We start from the raw sequence: 16112 nt of genomic DNA on the forward strand, positions 1-16112 counted from the left end.
TACTGCAACCATCATGCCTGAGCTGTCGGCCCACACAAAATAGGACTGCAAGACAGCGCGCCGCCCGCAGTCCAGCCAAGAAAAAACCGGAGCCTGTGCTCCGGTTCTTCATGGCGGGCGTGTCCGCCCTCAGTTCGTCTCGGCCAACTGGTCGAGGATGGCCGGGTTCTCCAGCGTGCTCGTGTCCTGGGTGATGGCCTCGCCCTTGGCAATCGAGCGCAGCAGGCGGCGCATGATCTTGCCGCTGCGCGTCTTGGGCAGGTTGTCGCCAAAGCGGATGTCCTTGGGCTTGGCGATGGGGCCGATTTCCTTGGCCACCCAGTCGCGCAGCTCCTTGGCGATCTGCTTGGCCTCCTCGCCCGTGGGACGCGAGCGCTTGAGCACCACGAATGCGCAGATGGCCTCGCCCGTCAGGTCATCGGGGCGGCCCACCACGGCGGCTTCGGCCACCAGGTCGGTCTTGGACACCAGGGCCGACTCGATCTCCATCGTTCCCATGCGGTGGCCCGAGACATTGAGCACATCGTCGATGCGGCCCGTGATGCGGAAGTAGCCACGGTCCTCGCTGCGCACGGCGCCGTCGCCGGCCAGGTAGGTCTGCCCGCCCAGCTCGGCCGGGAAGTAGCTCTTCTTGAAGCGCTCGGGGTCGCCCCAGATGGTGCGGATCATGCTGGGCCAGGGCTTGGTGACCACCAGCAGGCCGCCTGCGCCGTTGGGCAGTTCATGGCCGGTCTCGTCGACGATGGCAGCCATGATGCCCGGCAGCGGCAGCGTGCACGAACCCGGCACCAGCGGCGTGGCGCCCGGCATGGGAGCGATCACGTGGCCGCCGTTCTCGGTCTGCCAGAAGGTGTCCACGATGGGGCAGCGCTCGCCGCCCACATTGCGGTGGTACCACATCCAGGCCTCGGGATTGATGGGCTCTCCCACGCTGCCCAGCAGGCGCAGGCTGGACAGGTCCGAGTTCTTCGGATGCACGGCGGCATCGCCGTCGGCGGCCTTGATCAGCGAGCGGATGGCCGTGGGCGCCGTGTAGAAGATGGTGCAGCCGTGGCGCTCGATCATCTGCCAGAAGCGGCCCGCGTTGGGGAAGGTGGGCACGCCCTCGAACACGATCTGCGTGGCGCCAGCGGCCAGCGGGCCGTAGGCCACGTAGGTGTGGCCGGTGATCCAGCCGATGTCGGCCGTGCACCAGAATACGTCGCTGGGCTTGAGGTCGAAGGTCCACTCCATGGTCTGCTTGGCCCACAGCACATAGCCGCCCGTGCAGTGCTGCACGCCCTTGGGCTTGCCCGTGGAGCCGCTGGTGTAGAGGATGAACAGCGGGTGCTCGGAATCCACGGCCACGGGCGCGCACTCGGTGCTCTGGCCGGCCAGGATCTCGCCGAAGGTCTTGTCGCGGCCTGCCGTCATGGCACAGGCCGTGGCCGTGCGCTCGTAGACGAAGACATGGCGCACGGCCTCGCAGCCGCCCAGCGCCAGCGCATCGTCCACGATGGCCTTGAGCGGCAGCTCCTTGCCGCCGCGCATCTGGTAGTTGGCGGTGATCACGGCCACGGCGCCCACGTCCACGATGCGCTCCTGCACCGCCTTGGCCGAGAAGCCGCCGAACACCACGCTGTGCGTGGCGCCGATGCGCGCGCAGGCCTGCATGGCGATCACGCCCTCGATGGTCATGGGCATGTAGATCAGGACACGGTCGCCCTTTTGCACGCCCTGCGCCTTGAGCGCGTTGGCGAACTGCGAGACGCGCTCCAGCAGTTCGCGGTAGCTGACCTTGGTGACCTCGCCGCCATCGGCCTCGAAGATGATGGCCGTCTTGTGCTCGACGTCCGTGCCCATGTGCTTGTCCAGGCAGTTGGCGCTGGCGTTGAGTTCACCGTCGGCGAACCAGCGGAAGAACGGGGGATTGCTGTCGTCCAGCACCTGGGTGAAGGGCTTGGACCAGACCACGTTCTCGCGCGCCAGGCGGGCCCAGAAGCCCTGGTAGTCGTTCTCTGCCTCGGCGCACAGCGCCTTGTACTGCTCCATGCCGGAGATGCGGGCCTTGGCGGCGAAGTCTGCCGGCGGCGGGAAGACCCGGTTCTCCACCAGTACCGATTCAATGGGGGATGCTGTTGCGGTGCTCATGCTTGCTTGTCTCCTGGGCTGGCCAAATAAAAATTGTGGTGTGACTGTCGGGGGCCGGTCTTACATGCCACTGACTGAAACCCCCTTGGGCGCGTCTACCTGGGGATTCCCCGCAGTTCCCGGCTGCCACTGGCAATGGCCTGTTTCGCCGCTAAAATCGCGCGCCCGTTTTCCACGGCCATTGTCCCCTCCCATCCACGCTCCCACACCAGACAAGCGCGACCGACCACCATGGCCCGCCAGCAAAACTCCAATCGAGCCCCCGGCTCCCCCCTGCGTCCCCTGCCTTCCCTGATCTTCGCCAGCCGCTGGCTGCAGCTGCCGCTGTACCTGGGCCTGATCGCCGCCCAGGGCGTCTACGTCTGGCACTTCCTGCTCGAGTTGTGGCACCTGATCGAGGCCGCCTTCGGCAACCAGGAGGCGCTGCAGGCCCTGATCACCAGCATCGGCTACAAGCATGATGCGCCCATCGGAGCGCTCAACGAAACCATCATCATGCTGGTGGTCCTGGCGCTGATCGACGTGGTGATGATCTCCAACCTGCTGATCATGGTCATCGTGGGCGGCTACGAAACCTTCGTCAGCCGCCTGGGCCTGGACAGCCACCCCGACCAGCCCGAGTGGCTGGGCCACGTGAACGCCTCCATCCTCAAGGTCAAGCTGGCCCTGTCCATCATCGGCATCAGCTCCATCCACCTGCTCAAGACCTTCATCAACGCAGGCAGCTACGACGTCAAGGTGCTGATGTGGCAGACCATCATCCACGTCACCTTCCTGGCCAGCGCCCTGGCCATCGCCTATACCGACAAGCTGATCAACAGCACGGCCAGCAACCACTGAGCCGGCGGCATCCCGCACCGAAGCCCCGCAGCGCCAGCCGCTGCGGGGCTTTTTTCATGGGCGGGCGGCAGGCAACGGGTCGGACACCTGCTGGCGCCCGGCCGGCCAGCGCGCCGGGCACGCTTTTTGCCGCAGATCGGGCCTGAAGCTTTCCTCAAGCTGACGCTTGACCGATTTTATTCATCGATGACAGCATATGCCTTGTGAATAATGGCTCATCCGCTCTCATTAAGTGAGCAAATCCCGGCTGGATTGCAGTCCTCAAGGGCGTGAAACAGGCCAAAACAGGCCTTCTTCGGCTCATGCGTTTTGACGCAGTAAAACCTGTTTTATATAATTTCGGCTTCTTTACAACCTGCCAAGCAGGTCATCGGCACCGTCTTCACGGCCTGCCGATACACCCCGGCGGATCGTTGTGCTCCCGGCACAACCCCGTCAACCGGGCCGAAACTCGGTCCTGATGTTGTGGGGCATCGCGCTGGCTGATCTTCAGCCACGATGCCCGACTGAGACACCGCGCGCCTCGCCGCCGGCTGCTCTCGACTTCTGGCTCTTGCGCACCGCTTCGCGTGCCATCCGAGCCGCCTCGGGTGCTTTCGCACCTGTTTGAATCCCAGCAACGGGGGACGGCAGTCCTCTGCAGCGAACGGCATCAGGGCTTCATTTTTGGCTTGCGCGCCAGCGTCTTCGCCTGTCGAGGACGCTGGACTGTGTTCCATCTCACCCAAAAGGAGAACGCCACAGTGGCCAAGCAGATCATCATCGATCATGTGTTCAAGGTGTTCGGGGACGACCCCAAGACCGCACTCGACCTCGTCCAACAGGGCCTGAGCAAACAGGAGATCCTGGAGCGCACGGGCCAGTCCATCGGCGTGTTCGACGCCAATTTCACCATCGAGGCCGGCGAGATCTTCGTCGTCATGGGCCTGTCGGGCTCGGGCAAGTCCACCCTGGTGCGCATGCTCAACCGCCTCATCGAGCCCACGGCCGGGCGCATCGTGGTCGATGGCCAGGACATCAATGCCCTGAGCGAGCGCGATCTGCGCGCGCTGCGCCGCAAGGACATTTCCATGGTGTTCCAGTCCTTTGCGCTGATGCCGCACATGACGGTGCTGGACAACACGGCCTTCGGCCTGGAGCTGGCCGGCGCCGACAAGGCCGAGCGTCAGAAGCAGGCCCAGGCCGCGCTGGAGCAGGTGGGCCTGGGCGCCTGGGGCGCCAGCTACCCCGACGAGCTGTCGGGCGGCATGCAGCAGCGCGTGGGCCTGGCCCGGGCGCTGGCGTCCGATCCGTCCATCCTGCTGATGGACGAGGCCTTCTCGGCCCTGGACCCCATCATCCGCACCGAGATGCAGTCCGAGCTGCTGCGCCTGCAGCAGATCCAGCGCCGCACCATCGTCTTCATCTCGCATGACCTGGACGAGGCCATGCGCATCGGCGACCGCATCGCCATCATGAAGGACGGCCAGGTGATCCAGGTCGGCACGCCCGACGAGATCCTGCGCAGCCCTGCCGACGACTATGTGCGCAGCTTCGTGCGTGGCGTGGACGCGGCCTCGGTCTTCAAGGCCGGCGACATCGCGCGCCAGGCGCTGACCGTGGTGTCCGAGCACAGCGACCGCGGCTGCCGCGCAGCCCAGCGCCTGCTGGAAGACTCCGACCGCGACTACGCCTATGTGGTCAACGCGCGCCGCCGCTTCCTGGGCGTGGTGTCCTCGCAGTCGCTGCGCGACGCACTGCATGGCCGCCCGGGCATGCTGGGCCTGAGCCACGCCTTCCTGCCCAACGTCGAGCCGCTGTCTGCAGGCACGCCGGTGGCCGAGCTGTTCGGCCCCGTGGCCGCCGCGCCCTGCGCGCTGCCGGTGACCAGCGACGACGGCCAGTTCATGGGCGTGGTCAGCCGCACCACCATGCTGCGCTTCCTGGACCGCGACACGCCGCCCGTGCCGCCGCCGCAGGAGATCGTGCCGCCGGTCACGCTCAACCCGCATTTCCCGGCCTCCAACGCCCCCACCGTCGCGCCGACCGTGGAGCCGATCGAACAACGACAAGGAGATGCCGCATGAGCGATGCAACCAACAGCCTGAACCCGAACACCGCCGCTGCCGCCACCGATCCCTGGGCCAATGCGAGCGCAGCCCCTGCTTCCACCGATTCCGCAGCCTCTGCAAGCGCCGATCCCTGGGCCACCGCCGCCACGCCGGCACCCGATGCCTCGGCCGATCCCTGGGGCGCCGCCAGCGGCGGTGATGCCGCAGGCGGTGACTGGCTGGGCGCCTCGGCCGGCTCGGGCGTTCCCGACGACGCCCATGCCAGCCTCTGGCACCAATTGACCACCGACGGCCTGCCCGTGCAGGGCTGGATCAACAGCGGCCTGGAATGGGTGGTCCACCATTTCCGCCCCTTCTTCCAGGCCGTGCGCACGCCCATCGACGGCACGCTGTCGGGCATCACCGATGCCATGCTGGCGCTGCCCTGGCCGCTGCTGATCCTGATCCTGACCCTGGTGGCCTGGCAGTTCGCGGGCCGCGCCATGGCCATTGGCGCAGCCGTCTCGCTGGTGGTGGTCGCCATGCTGGGCATCTGGCCCGAGGCCATGGTGACGCTGTCCCTGGTGCTGACCTCGCTGGTGTTCTGCATGGTCATCGGCCTGCCCGCGGGGATTTTGCTGGCCTCCAGCGACCGTGCGCAGCGCTGGACACGCCCGCTGCTCGACGCCATGCAGACCACGCCGGCCTTCGTCTACCTGGTGCCCGTGGTGATGCTGTTCGGCATCGGCAACGTGCCCGGCGTGATCGTGACCATCATCTTCGCGCTGCCGCCGCTGATCCGACTGACCAACCTGGGCATCCGCCAGGTGCGCCCCGACCTGATCGAAGCCAGCCGCGCCTATGGCGCATCGCCCTGGCAGTTGCTGTGGAAGGTGCAGCTGCCGCTGGCCATGCCCTCCATCATGGCGGGCGTGAACCAGGCGCTGATGCTGTCGCTGTCCATGGTGGTGATCGCCTCCATGATCGCCGTGGGCGGCCTGGGCCAGATGGTGCTGCGCGGCATTGGCCGCCTGGACATGGGCCTGGCCACCGTGGGCGGACTGGGCATCGTGCTGCTGGCCATCGTGCTGGACCGCATCACCCAGGCCATGGGGCAGACGACCCGTGGCGGTGCGCGCTGGTGGCACAGCGGCCCCGCCGGCTGCATTGCCCGCCTGCTGGGCGCCGGCAACAAGCCGGTCCATCGCGGCAGCACCAGCTGAATGCCTTCACTGCGGCGCGGATGGGCCCACTGCCGCGCCGCCTTCCCGAAAAGCGGCCAGCCACGCTGGCCGCCCACTCCCCTTTCATCACACAACGGAGGAACCCGAGGATGAACCAAGCCCTGAACCACAATCGACTGCCAACTGCCGCTGCCAGCCACTGGCTGCGCACCGCCACGATGGCTGCCGGCATCGCACTGGCCTGCGCAGGCGCATCGGCCGCCAGCGACCAGCCCGGCAAGGGCGTGAAGGTGTCGCCGCTCAAGAGCTCCATCGCCGAAGAAAGCTTCCAGACCCTGATCGTCATGAAGGCCCTGGAGAAGCTGGGCTACGACGTGCAGCCCTTCCAGGAAGTCGAGTACCCCACGGCCCACGTGGCGATTGCCAATGGCGATGCCACTTTCTTGGCCACGCACTGGAACCCGCTGCACGCCGACTACTACAAGAACGCGGGCGGCGACGCCAAGCTGTTCCGCAAGGGCGTTTACTCGGACAACGCCGCCCAGGGCTACCTGATCGACAAGAAGACGGCCGACGAATACAAGATCACCAATATCGGCCAATTGAAGGACCCCAAGATCGCCAAGCTGTTCGACTCGGACGGCGACGGCAAGGCCGACCTCACCGGCTGCACGCCGGGCTGGGGCTGCGAGGCCGTGATCGAGCACCACCTGACGGCCTACAAGCTGCGCGACACCGTGACCCACAAGCAGGGCACGTACTCGGCGCTGATCGCCGACACCATCTCGCGCTACAAGGCCGGCAAACCCATCCTCTACTACACCTGGACGCCCTACTGGGTGAGCAACGTGCTCAAGCCCGGCAAGGACGTGGTGTGGCTGGAGGTGCCGTTCTCCTCGCTGCCCGGCGAGCAGGCCAAGTTCGATACCAAGCTGCCCAACGGCAAGAACTACGGCTTCGTGGTGAACAAGCAGCAGATCGTGGCCAACAAGGCCTTCACCGACAAGCACCCCGACGCCGGCAAGCTGTTCGAGCTGATGCAGCTGCCCGTGGGCGACATCAGCGCGCAGAACCACATGATGAGCCAGGGCCAGAACAAGCCCTCGGACATCAACCGCCATGTGGACGGCTGGATCAAGGCCCACCAGAAGACCTTCGACGGCTGGCTGGAACAGGCCCGCGCCGCAGCCCGCTGAACGCTGCGGGGGGGAGCCGCTACAGGCGTTCCCCCGGCTTCCTGCTTCAAAGGCCCGCTTCGGCGGGCCTTTTGAACATGCGCAGGGCGATGGCCGTGACCACCACGCCCGCCACCAGCGCCACCGCATACATGGCCACATGGGTCACGGCGTTGGGAATGGGCGCGACGAAGATGCCGCCATGCGGCACCTTCAGCTCCACACCCGCCAGCATGGACACGGCGCCGGCCACGGCCGAGCCCAGCACCAGGGCCGGAATCGTGCGCAGCGGATCGCGCGCCGCGTAGGGAATGGCCCCCTCGGTGACAAAGGCCAGGCCCAGCACGCCGGCCGAGGCGGCGCTGCCGCGCTCCTCGCGCGTGAAGCGGTCGGCAAACAGGCGCGTGGCCAGGGCCAGCCCAAGCGGCGGCGTCATGCCGGCGATCATGGCTGCAGCCATGGGCGTGTAGACCTGGCTCGCGATCATTCCCGTGGAAAACGCATAGGCGGCCTTGTTCACCGGCCCGCCCATGTCAAAGGCCATCATCGCGCCCAGCAACAGGCCCAGCAGCAAGGCGCTGGCACCCTGCATGCCGCGCAGCCAGGCGCTCAGCCACTGCAGCAGCTCGGCCACGGGCGCACCGACCAGATAGAACATCAGCAGCCCCGTGAACAGGCTTCCCAGCACAGGCAGGATCAGCATGGGCAGCAAGCCCTTGAGCGCCTGCGGCAGCCGGATGTGCGCCGCCATGAAGGCCACGCCGTAGCCGGCGATGAAGCCGGCCGCGATGCCGCCGATGAACCCCGCGCCCATGCTGGACGCGATCATCCCACCGATCATGCCCGGCGCAATGCCGGGCCGGTCGGCAACGGAATAGGCGATATAGCCGGCCAGCGCCGGCACCATCAGCGCAAAGCCGCCCTTGGCGCCGATCTGGAACAGCGTCCATCCCAGCGTGCCCTGGTGCGCATCGTCATGGACATAGATGCCGCCCAGCGCAAAGGCCATCGCGATCAGAATGCCGCCCGCCGTGACGAAGGGCAGCATGAAGGACACGCCGGTCATCAGGTGGCGATAGGCGCCGCCCCCCTGGGTCCGGGCCGGTGTGGGCGCGGCGCCGCCTGCAGCAGCGCCTACGGCGGCACCATGCACGGTGGCTTCGGCCAGCGCCCGGGTGATCAGCCCCGAGCCGTCGCGTATGGCCGGCTTGGTGCCGCTGCGCAGCAGCGGCTTGCCCGCGAAGCGCGAAAGATCGACCTCGCGGTCGGCGGCGATGATGACCAGGTCGGCCTCGGCAATCTCCTGCGGCGTCAGCGCATCGAGCGCGCCCACCGAGCCTTGCGTCTCCACGCGCATGGCATGGCCCAGCGCCGCCGCGCCGCGCTGCAGTCCCTCGGCCGCCATGAAGGTATGGGCGATGCCAGTGGGGCAGGAGGTGACAGCCACGATCCGCTTGCCCGTGCGCGTTGCTGCGGGACTGGCGGCAGCGCAGCGCGCAAGCACGCCGGCCGGATCGTCGAGCGCCTCGCGCAGGCTGCAGCGCTCGACGGCGGCCTGCACGAAGCGGGAGGCATCGGCGGCGGTATCTGCATCGTCATCGGTGCCGGCATCCCCCACGATCAGCAATTGCCCGGCCTGCGCGGCGGCATCGGCCGCATGCAGCCCGATCACACCGCCGCTGGCACGCACTTCCACGGCCAAGGGACGCTGTCCGGCCGCATGGCGCAGGGCCTCGGCGGCCAGCAGCGCTTCGGCGTCGTGCCCGGCGGCTGCGATCACCACAAAAAGAGGGTTCATGAGAGCTCCTGAAGAATGGGGGATCACGGCCACTGGCATGGCTCCAGCAGCACGCTGGCGGCCAGGGCCTGGACGCGGTTGGCATCGACTTCGCGCGCGGGCGCGGCCTGCAGCCAGGCCAGCGCGCTGGCCGTGGACAGGCGTGCGGTGTCCGCCAGATCCAGTCCGCGCAGCCGCGCGGCCACCATGCCCGCGACCATGGCATCGCCCGCGCCCACGGAGCTGCCGCGCGCGCGCTGCGGCGGCCGCGCAATCACCGCGCCTTGCGCGCTGGCAAACAGCGCGCCCTCCTCGCCCATGGACACCACGGCCAGCCCCAGCCCCCTGTCCAGCAGGCTGCGCGCGGCGGCCAGCAGCGCGTCGCGGCCGTCCAGGCGCTGGCCTGTGGCGGCCTGCAACTCCTCCCGGTTGGGCTTGATGGCCCAGGGCATGGCCGCATGGGGGGCCGTCGCCAGGGCGGCGGCCAGGGGGGCCTCGCTGGTGTCCAGCAGCACATCGGCACCGGCGGCCACGGCCTGGGCCTGGAGCCGGGCCCAGCTGTCCGCAGGCAGGCCGGCCGGCAGGCTGCCCGAAAGCACCACGGCCAGGCCGGGCCGCAGATACCGGGCCAGCGTGGACATGACGGCGTGCAGATGCGCTTCGGTCAACACCAGGCCCGGCAGGTTGATGTCCGTGGTCTGGCGCCCGCTGTCGGCCACCAGCTTGATGTTGGTGCGCGTCTGGCCCGGCACGCGCAGGCAGGCGTCGGCAATGCCGCGCTGGGCGAACAAGGCCTCGAACATGCCGGCGTTGTCACTGCCCAGCACGCCCAGCGCGGCCGTGGAAACGCCCAGGCCCGCCAAGGCGGCGGCAACATTGATGCCCTTGCCGCCCGGCGCCTGCACGCTGCCCAATGCGCGCTGCACCTGGCCGGGCAGCAGCGCATCCAGGGTCACAAGCTGGTCTATGGCCGGGTTCAGGGTCACGGTGATGGCTTGCGGGGCGTTCATGCCGTCACCTCCTTGGCCAGTGCCCGCACCTGCGCGGCATCCTCGCAGCCGAGCGCCCTGTCTGCGAGCGCCTGCAACTGCCGCAGGCTGGCCGCGCGCAGGCCTGCCTTGACACCGGCGATGTCGTTGGGCGTCATGGACAGCTCGCCCACCCCCAGCCCGGCCAGCAGCAGCGCACCGAACGGGTCGCCGGCCAGTCCGCCACAGACGCCCACGGGGCGCGCGCGGGTGGCAGCGCCCTGCACGGTGGCGCGCACCATCCGCAGCACGGCCGGATGCAGGCTGTCGGCCTCGGCCGCCAGCTGCGGGTTCTGGCGGTCCATGGCCAGCACGTACTGGGTCAGGTCGTTGGTGCCTATGGAGAAGAAGTCCGCATGGCGGGCCAGTGCGTCGGCCTGCACGGCGGCGGCGGGCACCTCGATCATGATGCCCAGCGGCAGGACCGGGGCGTCCAGTTCGGCACGCAGCCGTTCGCAGGCCGCGCGCAGCGCCAGCAGCTCCTGCACGCTGGTGACCATGGGAAACATCACGGACAGTCTTGCGCCATCGCGGGCCGCCCGGTACAGGGCGCGCATCTGGGGCTCCAGCAGGTCGGGGCGGCGCAGCAGCAGCCGCGCGCCGCGCACGCCCAGGAAGGGGTTGTCCTCGCGCGGCAGCTCCAGGTGGGCGACCTGCTTGTCGCCGCCGATGTCCAGCGCGCGAACGATCAGCGGCCGGCCCTCCAGCGCCTGCGCCATGGCGCGGTAGGTTTCGTACTGCTCGTCCTCGCCGGGCGTGCTGCCGCGCTCCAGGAACAGGAATTCCGTGCGCATCAGGCCCACGCCCTCGGCGACCTGGGACAGGGCCAGCGGCACCTGCTCGGGCAGGTTGACGTTGGCGCAGACTTCGATGCGCACGCCATCGGTGGTGATGGCAGGCAGGCTGCGCTGCGCGGACACGCGTTCCTGCAGCGCCCGCTGCTCGGCCATGTGGGCACGCGCCGAAGCCAGGTCCTGCTCCGAGGGATCAAGGTAGATGCGGCCATTGGCGCCATCGACGATGGCCAGGGCCCCATCGGCCATGCCCAGCACGCCGCCGCCTGCCGCCACGGCGGCCGGCAGCCCCAGCGTGCGCGCGAGTATGGCCGTGTGCGAGGTGGGACTGCCCTGCGCCGTGACCAGCGCGGCCACGCGCGCCGTGTCCAGCCGGGCGGTTTCCGAGGGCGAAAGATCGGCCGCGACCAGGATGCAACCGCTGTCGGGCAGGCCATCCGGTCCCGCCGCTGCCAGCGAGGGCTGCAGTTGCAACAGCACGCGCCGGCCCACGTCGCGCAGATCGGCGGCACGCGCAGCCAGCGCAGGGTTGTCCAGCGCCTGGAGACGGGCAGCGCCCTCCTCCACGGCCTGGTCCCAGGCCCAGGCCACGCCGTGGCCCTGGACCATGAACTGGCAGGCGCGCGTGATGAGTCCGGTGTCGCCCAGCCACTCGGCCTGCGCGCTGAAGATGGCCGCATCGCCTTCGCCCAGGCGGCGGCGGGTGTCGTCATGCAGGGCGCGCAGCTGGCCCTGTGTCTCGGCCAGCGCCGCATGCAGCCGCGCACCGCCCACGCTGAGCGGCTCAGGCAGGTCGGGAGTCTCGGCGGCCTCCACACGCCACTGGTGGATGCGCGCCACGGCCAGCCCCGGGCTGGCGCCCAGGCCCACAAAGGCAGGCCGCGCCAGCGGCGGCAGCCAGCCCGTGGCGGGCGATTCGGCCGCCTTGCGCGCAGCGGCGTCGGCATCGGCACGTTCCTGGGCCACCAGGGCCTGGGCCACGGCACACAGGCGCTGGACCGCGGCCCTGGCATCGGGGCCCTCTGCCGAGACGGTGACCTTGTCGCCTTCGCGCAGTCCCAGCTGCAGCAGGCTGGCCATCTGCCGCGCATCGGCCACCTCGTCGCCATGGCGCACCTGGATGCGCGAGGCAAAGCCGCGCGCCGCCTCCGCCCAGCGCGTGGCAGGCCGCGCGTGCAGGCCGTTGGGATAGGCAATGGTCCATTCGCGCGCCTCGGCCAGATCCACTGCCGCCGGGCGGGCGGCAGGCGGCGCCGGGTCCGCCTGCCCCTGGAGCACATCAATCACCTGCTGCGCATCGCCCGTGGTGAACAGCGCCTGCAGCCGCGGTGTCTGCAGCAGGCCGGCCAGGCGGCGCAGCAAGGTGATGTGGGCATCGGAGCGTGCCGCCACCGCCACCACCAGATGCACGTTCTGCCCGGCATTCCAATCCAGGCCCTCGCGCACCTGGAGCACGGCCACCGCGTCGCGCAGCACCAGGGCCCGGTCTTCGGCGCGGCCGTGGGGAATGGCCACGCCGTGGCCCAGAAAGGTTTCGGCCTGGGCCTCGCGCGCCTGCATGCCGGTGGCATAGCCAGGGGCCACGCAGCCACGGTCCTGGAGCAGCCGGGCCGCCTGGGCAATGGCGTCGGCCTTGTCGCGCACCCTGGCGTCCAGGCGCACGGCGATCTGCAGGCCCGCAGGGGCGGTGGGTGCAACCGCCGGGAGGGATGAATGGGCATTGATCATGGCGCGGATTGTGGGAACGTTCCCAACCATCAGTCAATCTGCACTGCAACATAACCCGGCCATAATCCGGCCATAACTCGGCATTTCTTTGGAGTTATCCTCTGCGGCAGACCATAACCAACGGGAACGATTGCATTGAGCATCAGCATCAACGATGTGGCCCGTGCGGCCGGGGTTTCCAAATCGACGGTATCGCGCGCGCTGGCGGGCGGCTCGGTCAGCGAGGAGGTCCGGGCGCGGGTCGCGGCCGCCGTGCAGGCCACGGGCTACCGGCCCAATCTGATGGCGCGCCGGCTGCGCGCGCGCGACGCTGGCCCCATGGGCGTGCTGGTGGCCGACATACGCAACCCGTTTTTCACGGCCCTGATCCGCGCGGTCGAGGCCGAGGCCTATCGCCAGGGCCGGCGCGTGCTGTTGTGCAATACCGACGAAGACCCGCAGCGCGAAGCCATGTACCTGCAGCTCATGCAGGAAGAGCGCATCGCGGGGCTGATCTTTGCACCCACCCAGGCCAGCCTGCACAAGCTGGAGCGCATGCAGCTGGAGTTTCCCGTCGTCCTGGTGGACCGGGCGGGCGCCCCGGCCTTCCATGACAGCGTGGTGCTGGACAACGCCCAGGCCTGCGCCACCCTGGTCAGGCATCTGGTGGACCAGGGCCGCCGCCGCATTGCAGGCGTCTTCGGCAGCACCAGCAGCACGGCGCGCGAGCGCTGCGACGGCTATCTGGCCGCCATGCGCGATGCGGGCCTGGAGCCCGACTTGCGCCAGTTGCCCCCAACCAGCGATGCCGCCGAGGCCGAGGTCGCGCAATGGCTGCGCCAGCCGCAGCGGCCCGATGCCTTCGTGGCCAGCAACAGCCTGCTGCTGGAAGGCTGCCTGCGCGCGATACGCGCCGCAGGCCTGCGCATCCCCGGCGATGTGGCGCTTGCCGGTTTCGACAACGAGCGCTGGACAGAACTGGTGGCCCCCGCCATCACCGTGATCGAGCAGCCGGTGGAGGCCATGGGCCGCGCCGCATTCGGCCTGCTCATGGAGCGGCTGCACACGCCCGACCTGCCGCTGCGCAAGGTGATCATGCAGGGGCGCTGCATCGTGCGCGAGTCCACCCAGGCGGCGGGCTGAGGCGCTGCGCCGGGGCGGGGATCACGCAGGGATCTGCAACTGGCGCACGGCGTCGTCCACGCTCCAGCCCGCATAGCTGGCGTGCGGCAAGGCCGGATTGCCCACGCGCGCCAGCAGGTCGCGCACGGGGTCCTTGACGCGGGCCAGGGCCAGCGGCACGCCCAGTTGCCGCAACTGGGCCGCGAAGTCGCACAGCGCCTCGACACTGGTGGCATCCAGATCGGCCGAATCTTCCAGGCTCAGCACCACGCCGCGGGCCGAAGGCAGGGATTGCAGCCGCTCCCGGATGGCCGCAAACACCGGGTCGGCATTGCCGAAGAACAGCGGCGCCTCGGGCCGCGCGATCAGCAGGCCGGCCGGCACCACCGCGTCGGGGTGGCGTGCGGCATCGACAAAGTCATGCGTGTCCCCCAGCCTGCCCAGCCAGCTCACATGCGAGCGCGACAGCGTTTGCAGCAGCATGAGCAGGCTGGCCGCAATGGCCAGCAGCAACCCGTCGAGCACGCCCAGCGCCAGCACGGCAAAGAAGGCCAGCACCACGATCAAGCGATCCCGCCGCCAGGCGAAGTAAAGGCGCAGCGCGGCAGGGTTCAGCGTGTGGCCCACGGCGTGGATGACGATGGCGGCCAGCAGCGGCTGCGGCGTGCGCTCTATCCAGGGCAGCAGCAGCCAGACGGCCAGGCCCACCACGGCGCAGGCCACCAGGCCTGCAGCGCGGCTTTGCGCGCCCGCCACCTCGTTGGCCGAGGTGGCCGAGTAGCCCGCGCCCACGGGCATGCCATGGAACACGCCCGACAGCAGGTTGGCCGCGCCCAGCGCCATCAGGTCGCGGTTGGCATCGACGCGGTCGCCATGGCGCAGCGCAAAGCTGCGGATGGAGCCGTAGGACTCGGCATAGAGAATGAGCGCCATCGCAAAGGCCAGCTCGCCCAGGCGCAGCCATTCGGCGCGCGACAGCGAGGGAATGCCGGGGTTGGAGAAATCCAGCCGTATCGGCCCCACGGCCGCAATGCCCCAGCGTGCGCACCAGCCGCCCGCATCCAGCGCAATGCCGGCCGCAATCACCAGCAAGGCCGCAGGCAGGCCACGCCAGCGGGCCAGCGCACGCATCAGCAGCAACGCCGCAACGGCCATGGCCAGACCCGCTCCATTCCAGTGCCGCCAGCCGGCAAGCAGCTCCCAGACAAAGCGCGGCAGATCGCCATGCACGGGCTGGAAGGCGACGGCATACGGGATCTGCTTGACCACGATGGTCAGCGCCAGCCCCAGCGCAAAACCGCGCAGCACGGGCTTGGCAATGAAATTGGAGACCGCGCCCAGCCGCGCCAGCCCCGCCACCACGAAGAACAGGCCCGTCAGCAGCACGATGCCCACGCCCAGCAGCATGCGCTGCTGCGGCGAGGTGCCGGCCATGGACGCCGTGGCCGCCAGCAGCACGGCGGCAGAGGAGGATGTGGCCGAGACGATGGCGAAGCGGCTGGTCCCCAGCAGGCCATAGGCCAGCAGCCCGGCGAACAGCGCAATCACCCCGGCCTGCGGCGGCAGGCCGGCGATGCCGGAATAGGCCACGGCCTCGGGCAGCAGCAGGCCGGCGATGGACAGGCCGGCGCCCCAATCGGCCAAGGCAGGCAGGCCAGGGGCACGCATCAGGATTGCGGGGCAACGACGCCGGACCAGCCCGGCAGGTAGCGCGCCTCGGCGCCGTGCGCCAGGCCCAGGGCCTCATGCAGGGCCTGATCGGGCAAGGCGACATCGCTCTTGCCACTGCGCAGGTCCTTGGGTGCAAAGCGCGTGCGGAAAAAATCGGCCCAGAGGAATTCGACGAAAGGCGCCGTGTCCTTGGCATAGCCACCGGCCTTGCGCACGGCGCCGGCCAGGCTGCGGTAGGGGTCGTCGCGCAGGCTGTCCAACTGCTCGGGCATCTTGGCCCAGTCGCAGCGGCGGCCGCGCTCGTCATCCGGATGGGCCCATTGGTGGAACTCCATCAGGCGCCAGAACATCAACGGATCGGCCTCGCTGAAATCGGCCAGCTGCATGACCCAGACCTGCTCCACGGACTCCTGCGTCAGCGCCAGCCCCAGGTGGTGGTGGTCAACGATGTAGTGCAGGCCACGCGGCCCCAGCACGGCCGGAAACCAGTGCGAGGCCAGAAGGCCTTCGCGCTCCTTGCGCCTGAGACGGCTCCACTGGGCGCGCTTGGTCTGCACTTCGGCGGCGCCTATGGTCATCTGCGTGGGACGCAGTGCGTCCAGCGGAACCCGGGTCAGATGCTGCTGTGCTCTCATCGTCCAACCTCCGTTGCAT

11 protein-coding genes are annotated in these 16112 nt (G+C 69.1%); 5 read left to right on the plus strand and 6 right to left on the minus strand.

Going from position 1 to position 16112, the window contains the following annotated elements:
* Positions 1-129 precede the first annotated feature (129 nt).
* A complete protein-coding gene (gene acs / locus DELCS14_RS19765; RefSeq protein WP_013803247.1) occupies positions 130-2130 on the minus strand; it encodes an acetate--CoA ligase in 2001 nt (666 codons plus the stop codon).
* Positions 2131-2361: 231 nt separating this feature from the next.
* Here acs and DELCS14_RS19770 point away from each other — a divergent pair, with 231 nt between their 5' ends.
* The 4 genes from DELCS14_RS19770 to proX all read left to right on the plus strand — a co-directional run bounded on the left by DELCS14_RS19770 (position 2362) and on the right by proX (position 7380).
* A complete protein-coding gene (locus tag DELCS14_RS19770; RefSeq protein ID WP_012204594.1) occupies positions 2362-2970 on the plus strand; it encodes a TIGR00645 family protein in 609 nt (202 codons plus the stop codon).
* 743 nt (positions 2971-3713) lie between these two features.
* Positions 3714-5036, plus strand: coding sequence for a glycine betaine/L-proline ABC transporter ATP-binding protein ProV (proV, locus tag DELCS14_RS19775; RefSeq protein WP_013803248.1), 1323 nt, complete (start codon positions 3714-3716; stop codon positions 5034-5036).
* Positions 5033-6223: a glycine betaine/L-proline ABC transporter permease ProW gene (gene proW / locus DELCS14_RS19780; protein ID WP_013803249.1), complete on the plus strand. Its 1191-nt coding sequence runs from the start codon at positions 5033-5035 to the stop codon at positions 6221-6223. The genes proV and proW overlap by 4 nt, the downstream gene beginning before the upstream one ends.
* A gap of 110 nt (positions 6224-6333) precedes the next feature.
* Positions 6334-7380 (plus strand): glycine betaine/L-proline ABC transporter substrate-binding protein ProX, encoded by a 1047-nt coding sequence (gene proX / locus DELCS14_RS19785; RefSeq protein ID WP_012204550.1) that lies wholly within the window; start codon positions 6334-6336, stop codon positions 7378-7380.
* A gap of 46 nt (positions 7381-7426) precedes the next feature.
* On the opposite strand, the gene DELCS14_RS19790 is transcribed toward proX, so the two are convergent.
* The 3 genes from DELCS14_RS19790 to ptsP are packed head-to-tail and all read right to left on the minus strand — an operon-like array spanning position 7427 to position 12686.
* Positions 7427-9157 (minus strand): fructose-specific PTS transporter subunit EIIC, encoded by a 1731-nt coding sequence (locus DELCS14_RS19790; RefSeq protein ID WP_013803250.1) that lies wholly within the window; start codon positions 9155-9157, stop codon positions 7427-7429.
* Between the two features lie 23 nt (positions 9158-9180).
* Positions 9181-10146: a 1-phosphofructokinase family hexose kinase gene (locus DELCS14_RS19795; protein ID WP_013803251.1), complete on the minus strand. Its 966-nt coding sequence runs from the start codon at positions 10144-10146 to the stop codon at positions 9181-9183.
* Positions 10143-12686, minus strand: a complete 2544-nt coding sequence (gene ptsP, locus DELCS14_RS19800) for a phosphoenolpyruvate--protein phosphotransferase (RefSeq protein WP_013803252.1) — start codon at positions 12684-12686, stop codon at positions 10143-10145. The genes DELCS14_RS19795 and ptsP overlap by 4 nt, the downstream gene beginning before the upstream one ends.
* A gap of 135 nt (positions 12687-12821) precedes the next feature.
* On the opposite strand from ptsP, the gene DELCS14_RS19805 reads away from it, so the two are divergent.
* Complete coding sequence (locus DELCS14_RS19805) at positions 12822-13808, plus strand: LacI family DNA-binding transcriptional regulator (protein WP_013803253.1); 987 nt, start codon at positions 12822-12824, stop codon at positions 13806-13808.
* A 21-nt stretch (positions 13809-13829) separates the two neighbouring features.
* On the opposite strand, the gene DELCS14_RS19810 is transcribed toward DELCS14_RS19805, so the two are convergent.
* Both DELCS14_RS19810 and DELCS14_RS19815 read right to left on the minus strand, forming a co-directional pair.
* Positions 13830-15455 carry a SulP family inorganic anion transporter gene (locus DELCS14_RS19810; protein WP_013803254.1) on the minus strand — a complete coding sequence of 542 codons (1626 nt, stop codon included), beginning with the start codon at positions 15453-15455 and terminating at the stop codon, positions 13830-13832.
* Positions 15455-16093, minus strand: coding sequence for a ParB-like protein (locus DELCS14_RS19815; RefSeq protein ID WP_013803255.1), 639 nt, complete (start codon positions 16091-16093; stop codon positions 15455-15457). The genes DELCS14_RS19810 and DELCS14_RS19815 overlap by 1 nt, the downstream gene beginning before the upstream one ends.
* Between the last annotated feature and the right edge of the window lie 19 nt (positions 16094-16112).

Origin of the sequence: Delftia sp. Cs1-4 (assembly GCF_000214395.1) — a bacterium.
In the GTDB taxonomy this organism is placed as follows: Bacteria; Pseudomonadota; Gammaproteobacteria; order Burkholderiales; family Burkholderiaceae_C; genus Comamonas; species Comamonas acidovorans.

Bases quoted from the DNA above. Each gene is read 5' to 3' on its own strand.
- acs (WP_013803247.1), bottom strand. From the start codon at position 2,130: ATGAGCACCGCAACAGCATCCCCCATTGAATCGGTACTGGTGGAGAAC.
- DELCS14_RS19770 (WP_012204594.1), top strand. From the start codon at position 2,362: ATGGCCCGCCAGCAAAACTCCAATCGAGCCCCCGGCTCCCCCCTGCGT.
- proW (WP_013803249.1), top strand. From the start codon at position 5,033: ATGAGCGATGCAACCAACAGCCTGAACCCGAACACCGCCGCTGCCGCC.
- proX (WP_012204550.1), top strand. From the start codon at position 6,334: ATGAACCAAGCCCTGAACCACAATCGACTGCCAACTGCCGCTGCCAGC.
- DELCS14_RS19790 (WP_013803250.1), bottom strand. From the start codon at position 9,157: ATGAACCCTCTTTTTGTGGTGATCGCAGCCGCCGGGCACGACGCCGAA.
- DELCS14_RS19795 (WP_013803251.1), bottom strand. From the start codon at position 10,146: ATGAACGCCCCGCAAGCCATCACCGTGACCCTGAACCCGGCCATAGAC.
- ptsP (WP_013803252.1), bottom strand. From the start codon at position 12,686: ATGATCAATGCCCATTCATCCCTCCCGGCGGTTGCACCCACCGCCCCT.
- DELCS14_RS19810 (WP_013803254.1), bottom strand. From the start codon at position 15,455: ATGCGTGCCCCTGGCCTGCCTGCCTTGGCCGATTGGGGCGCCGGCCTG.
- DELCS14_RS19815 (WP_013803255.1), bottom strand. From the start codon at position 16,093: ATGAGAGCACAGCAGCATCTGACCCGGGTTCCGCTGGACGCACTGCGT.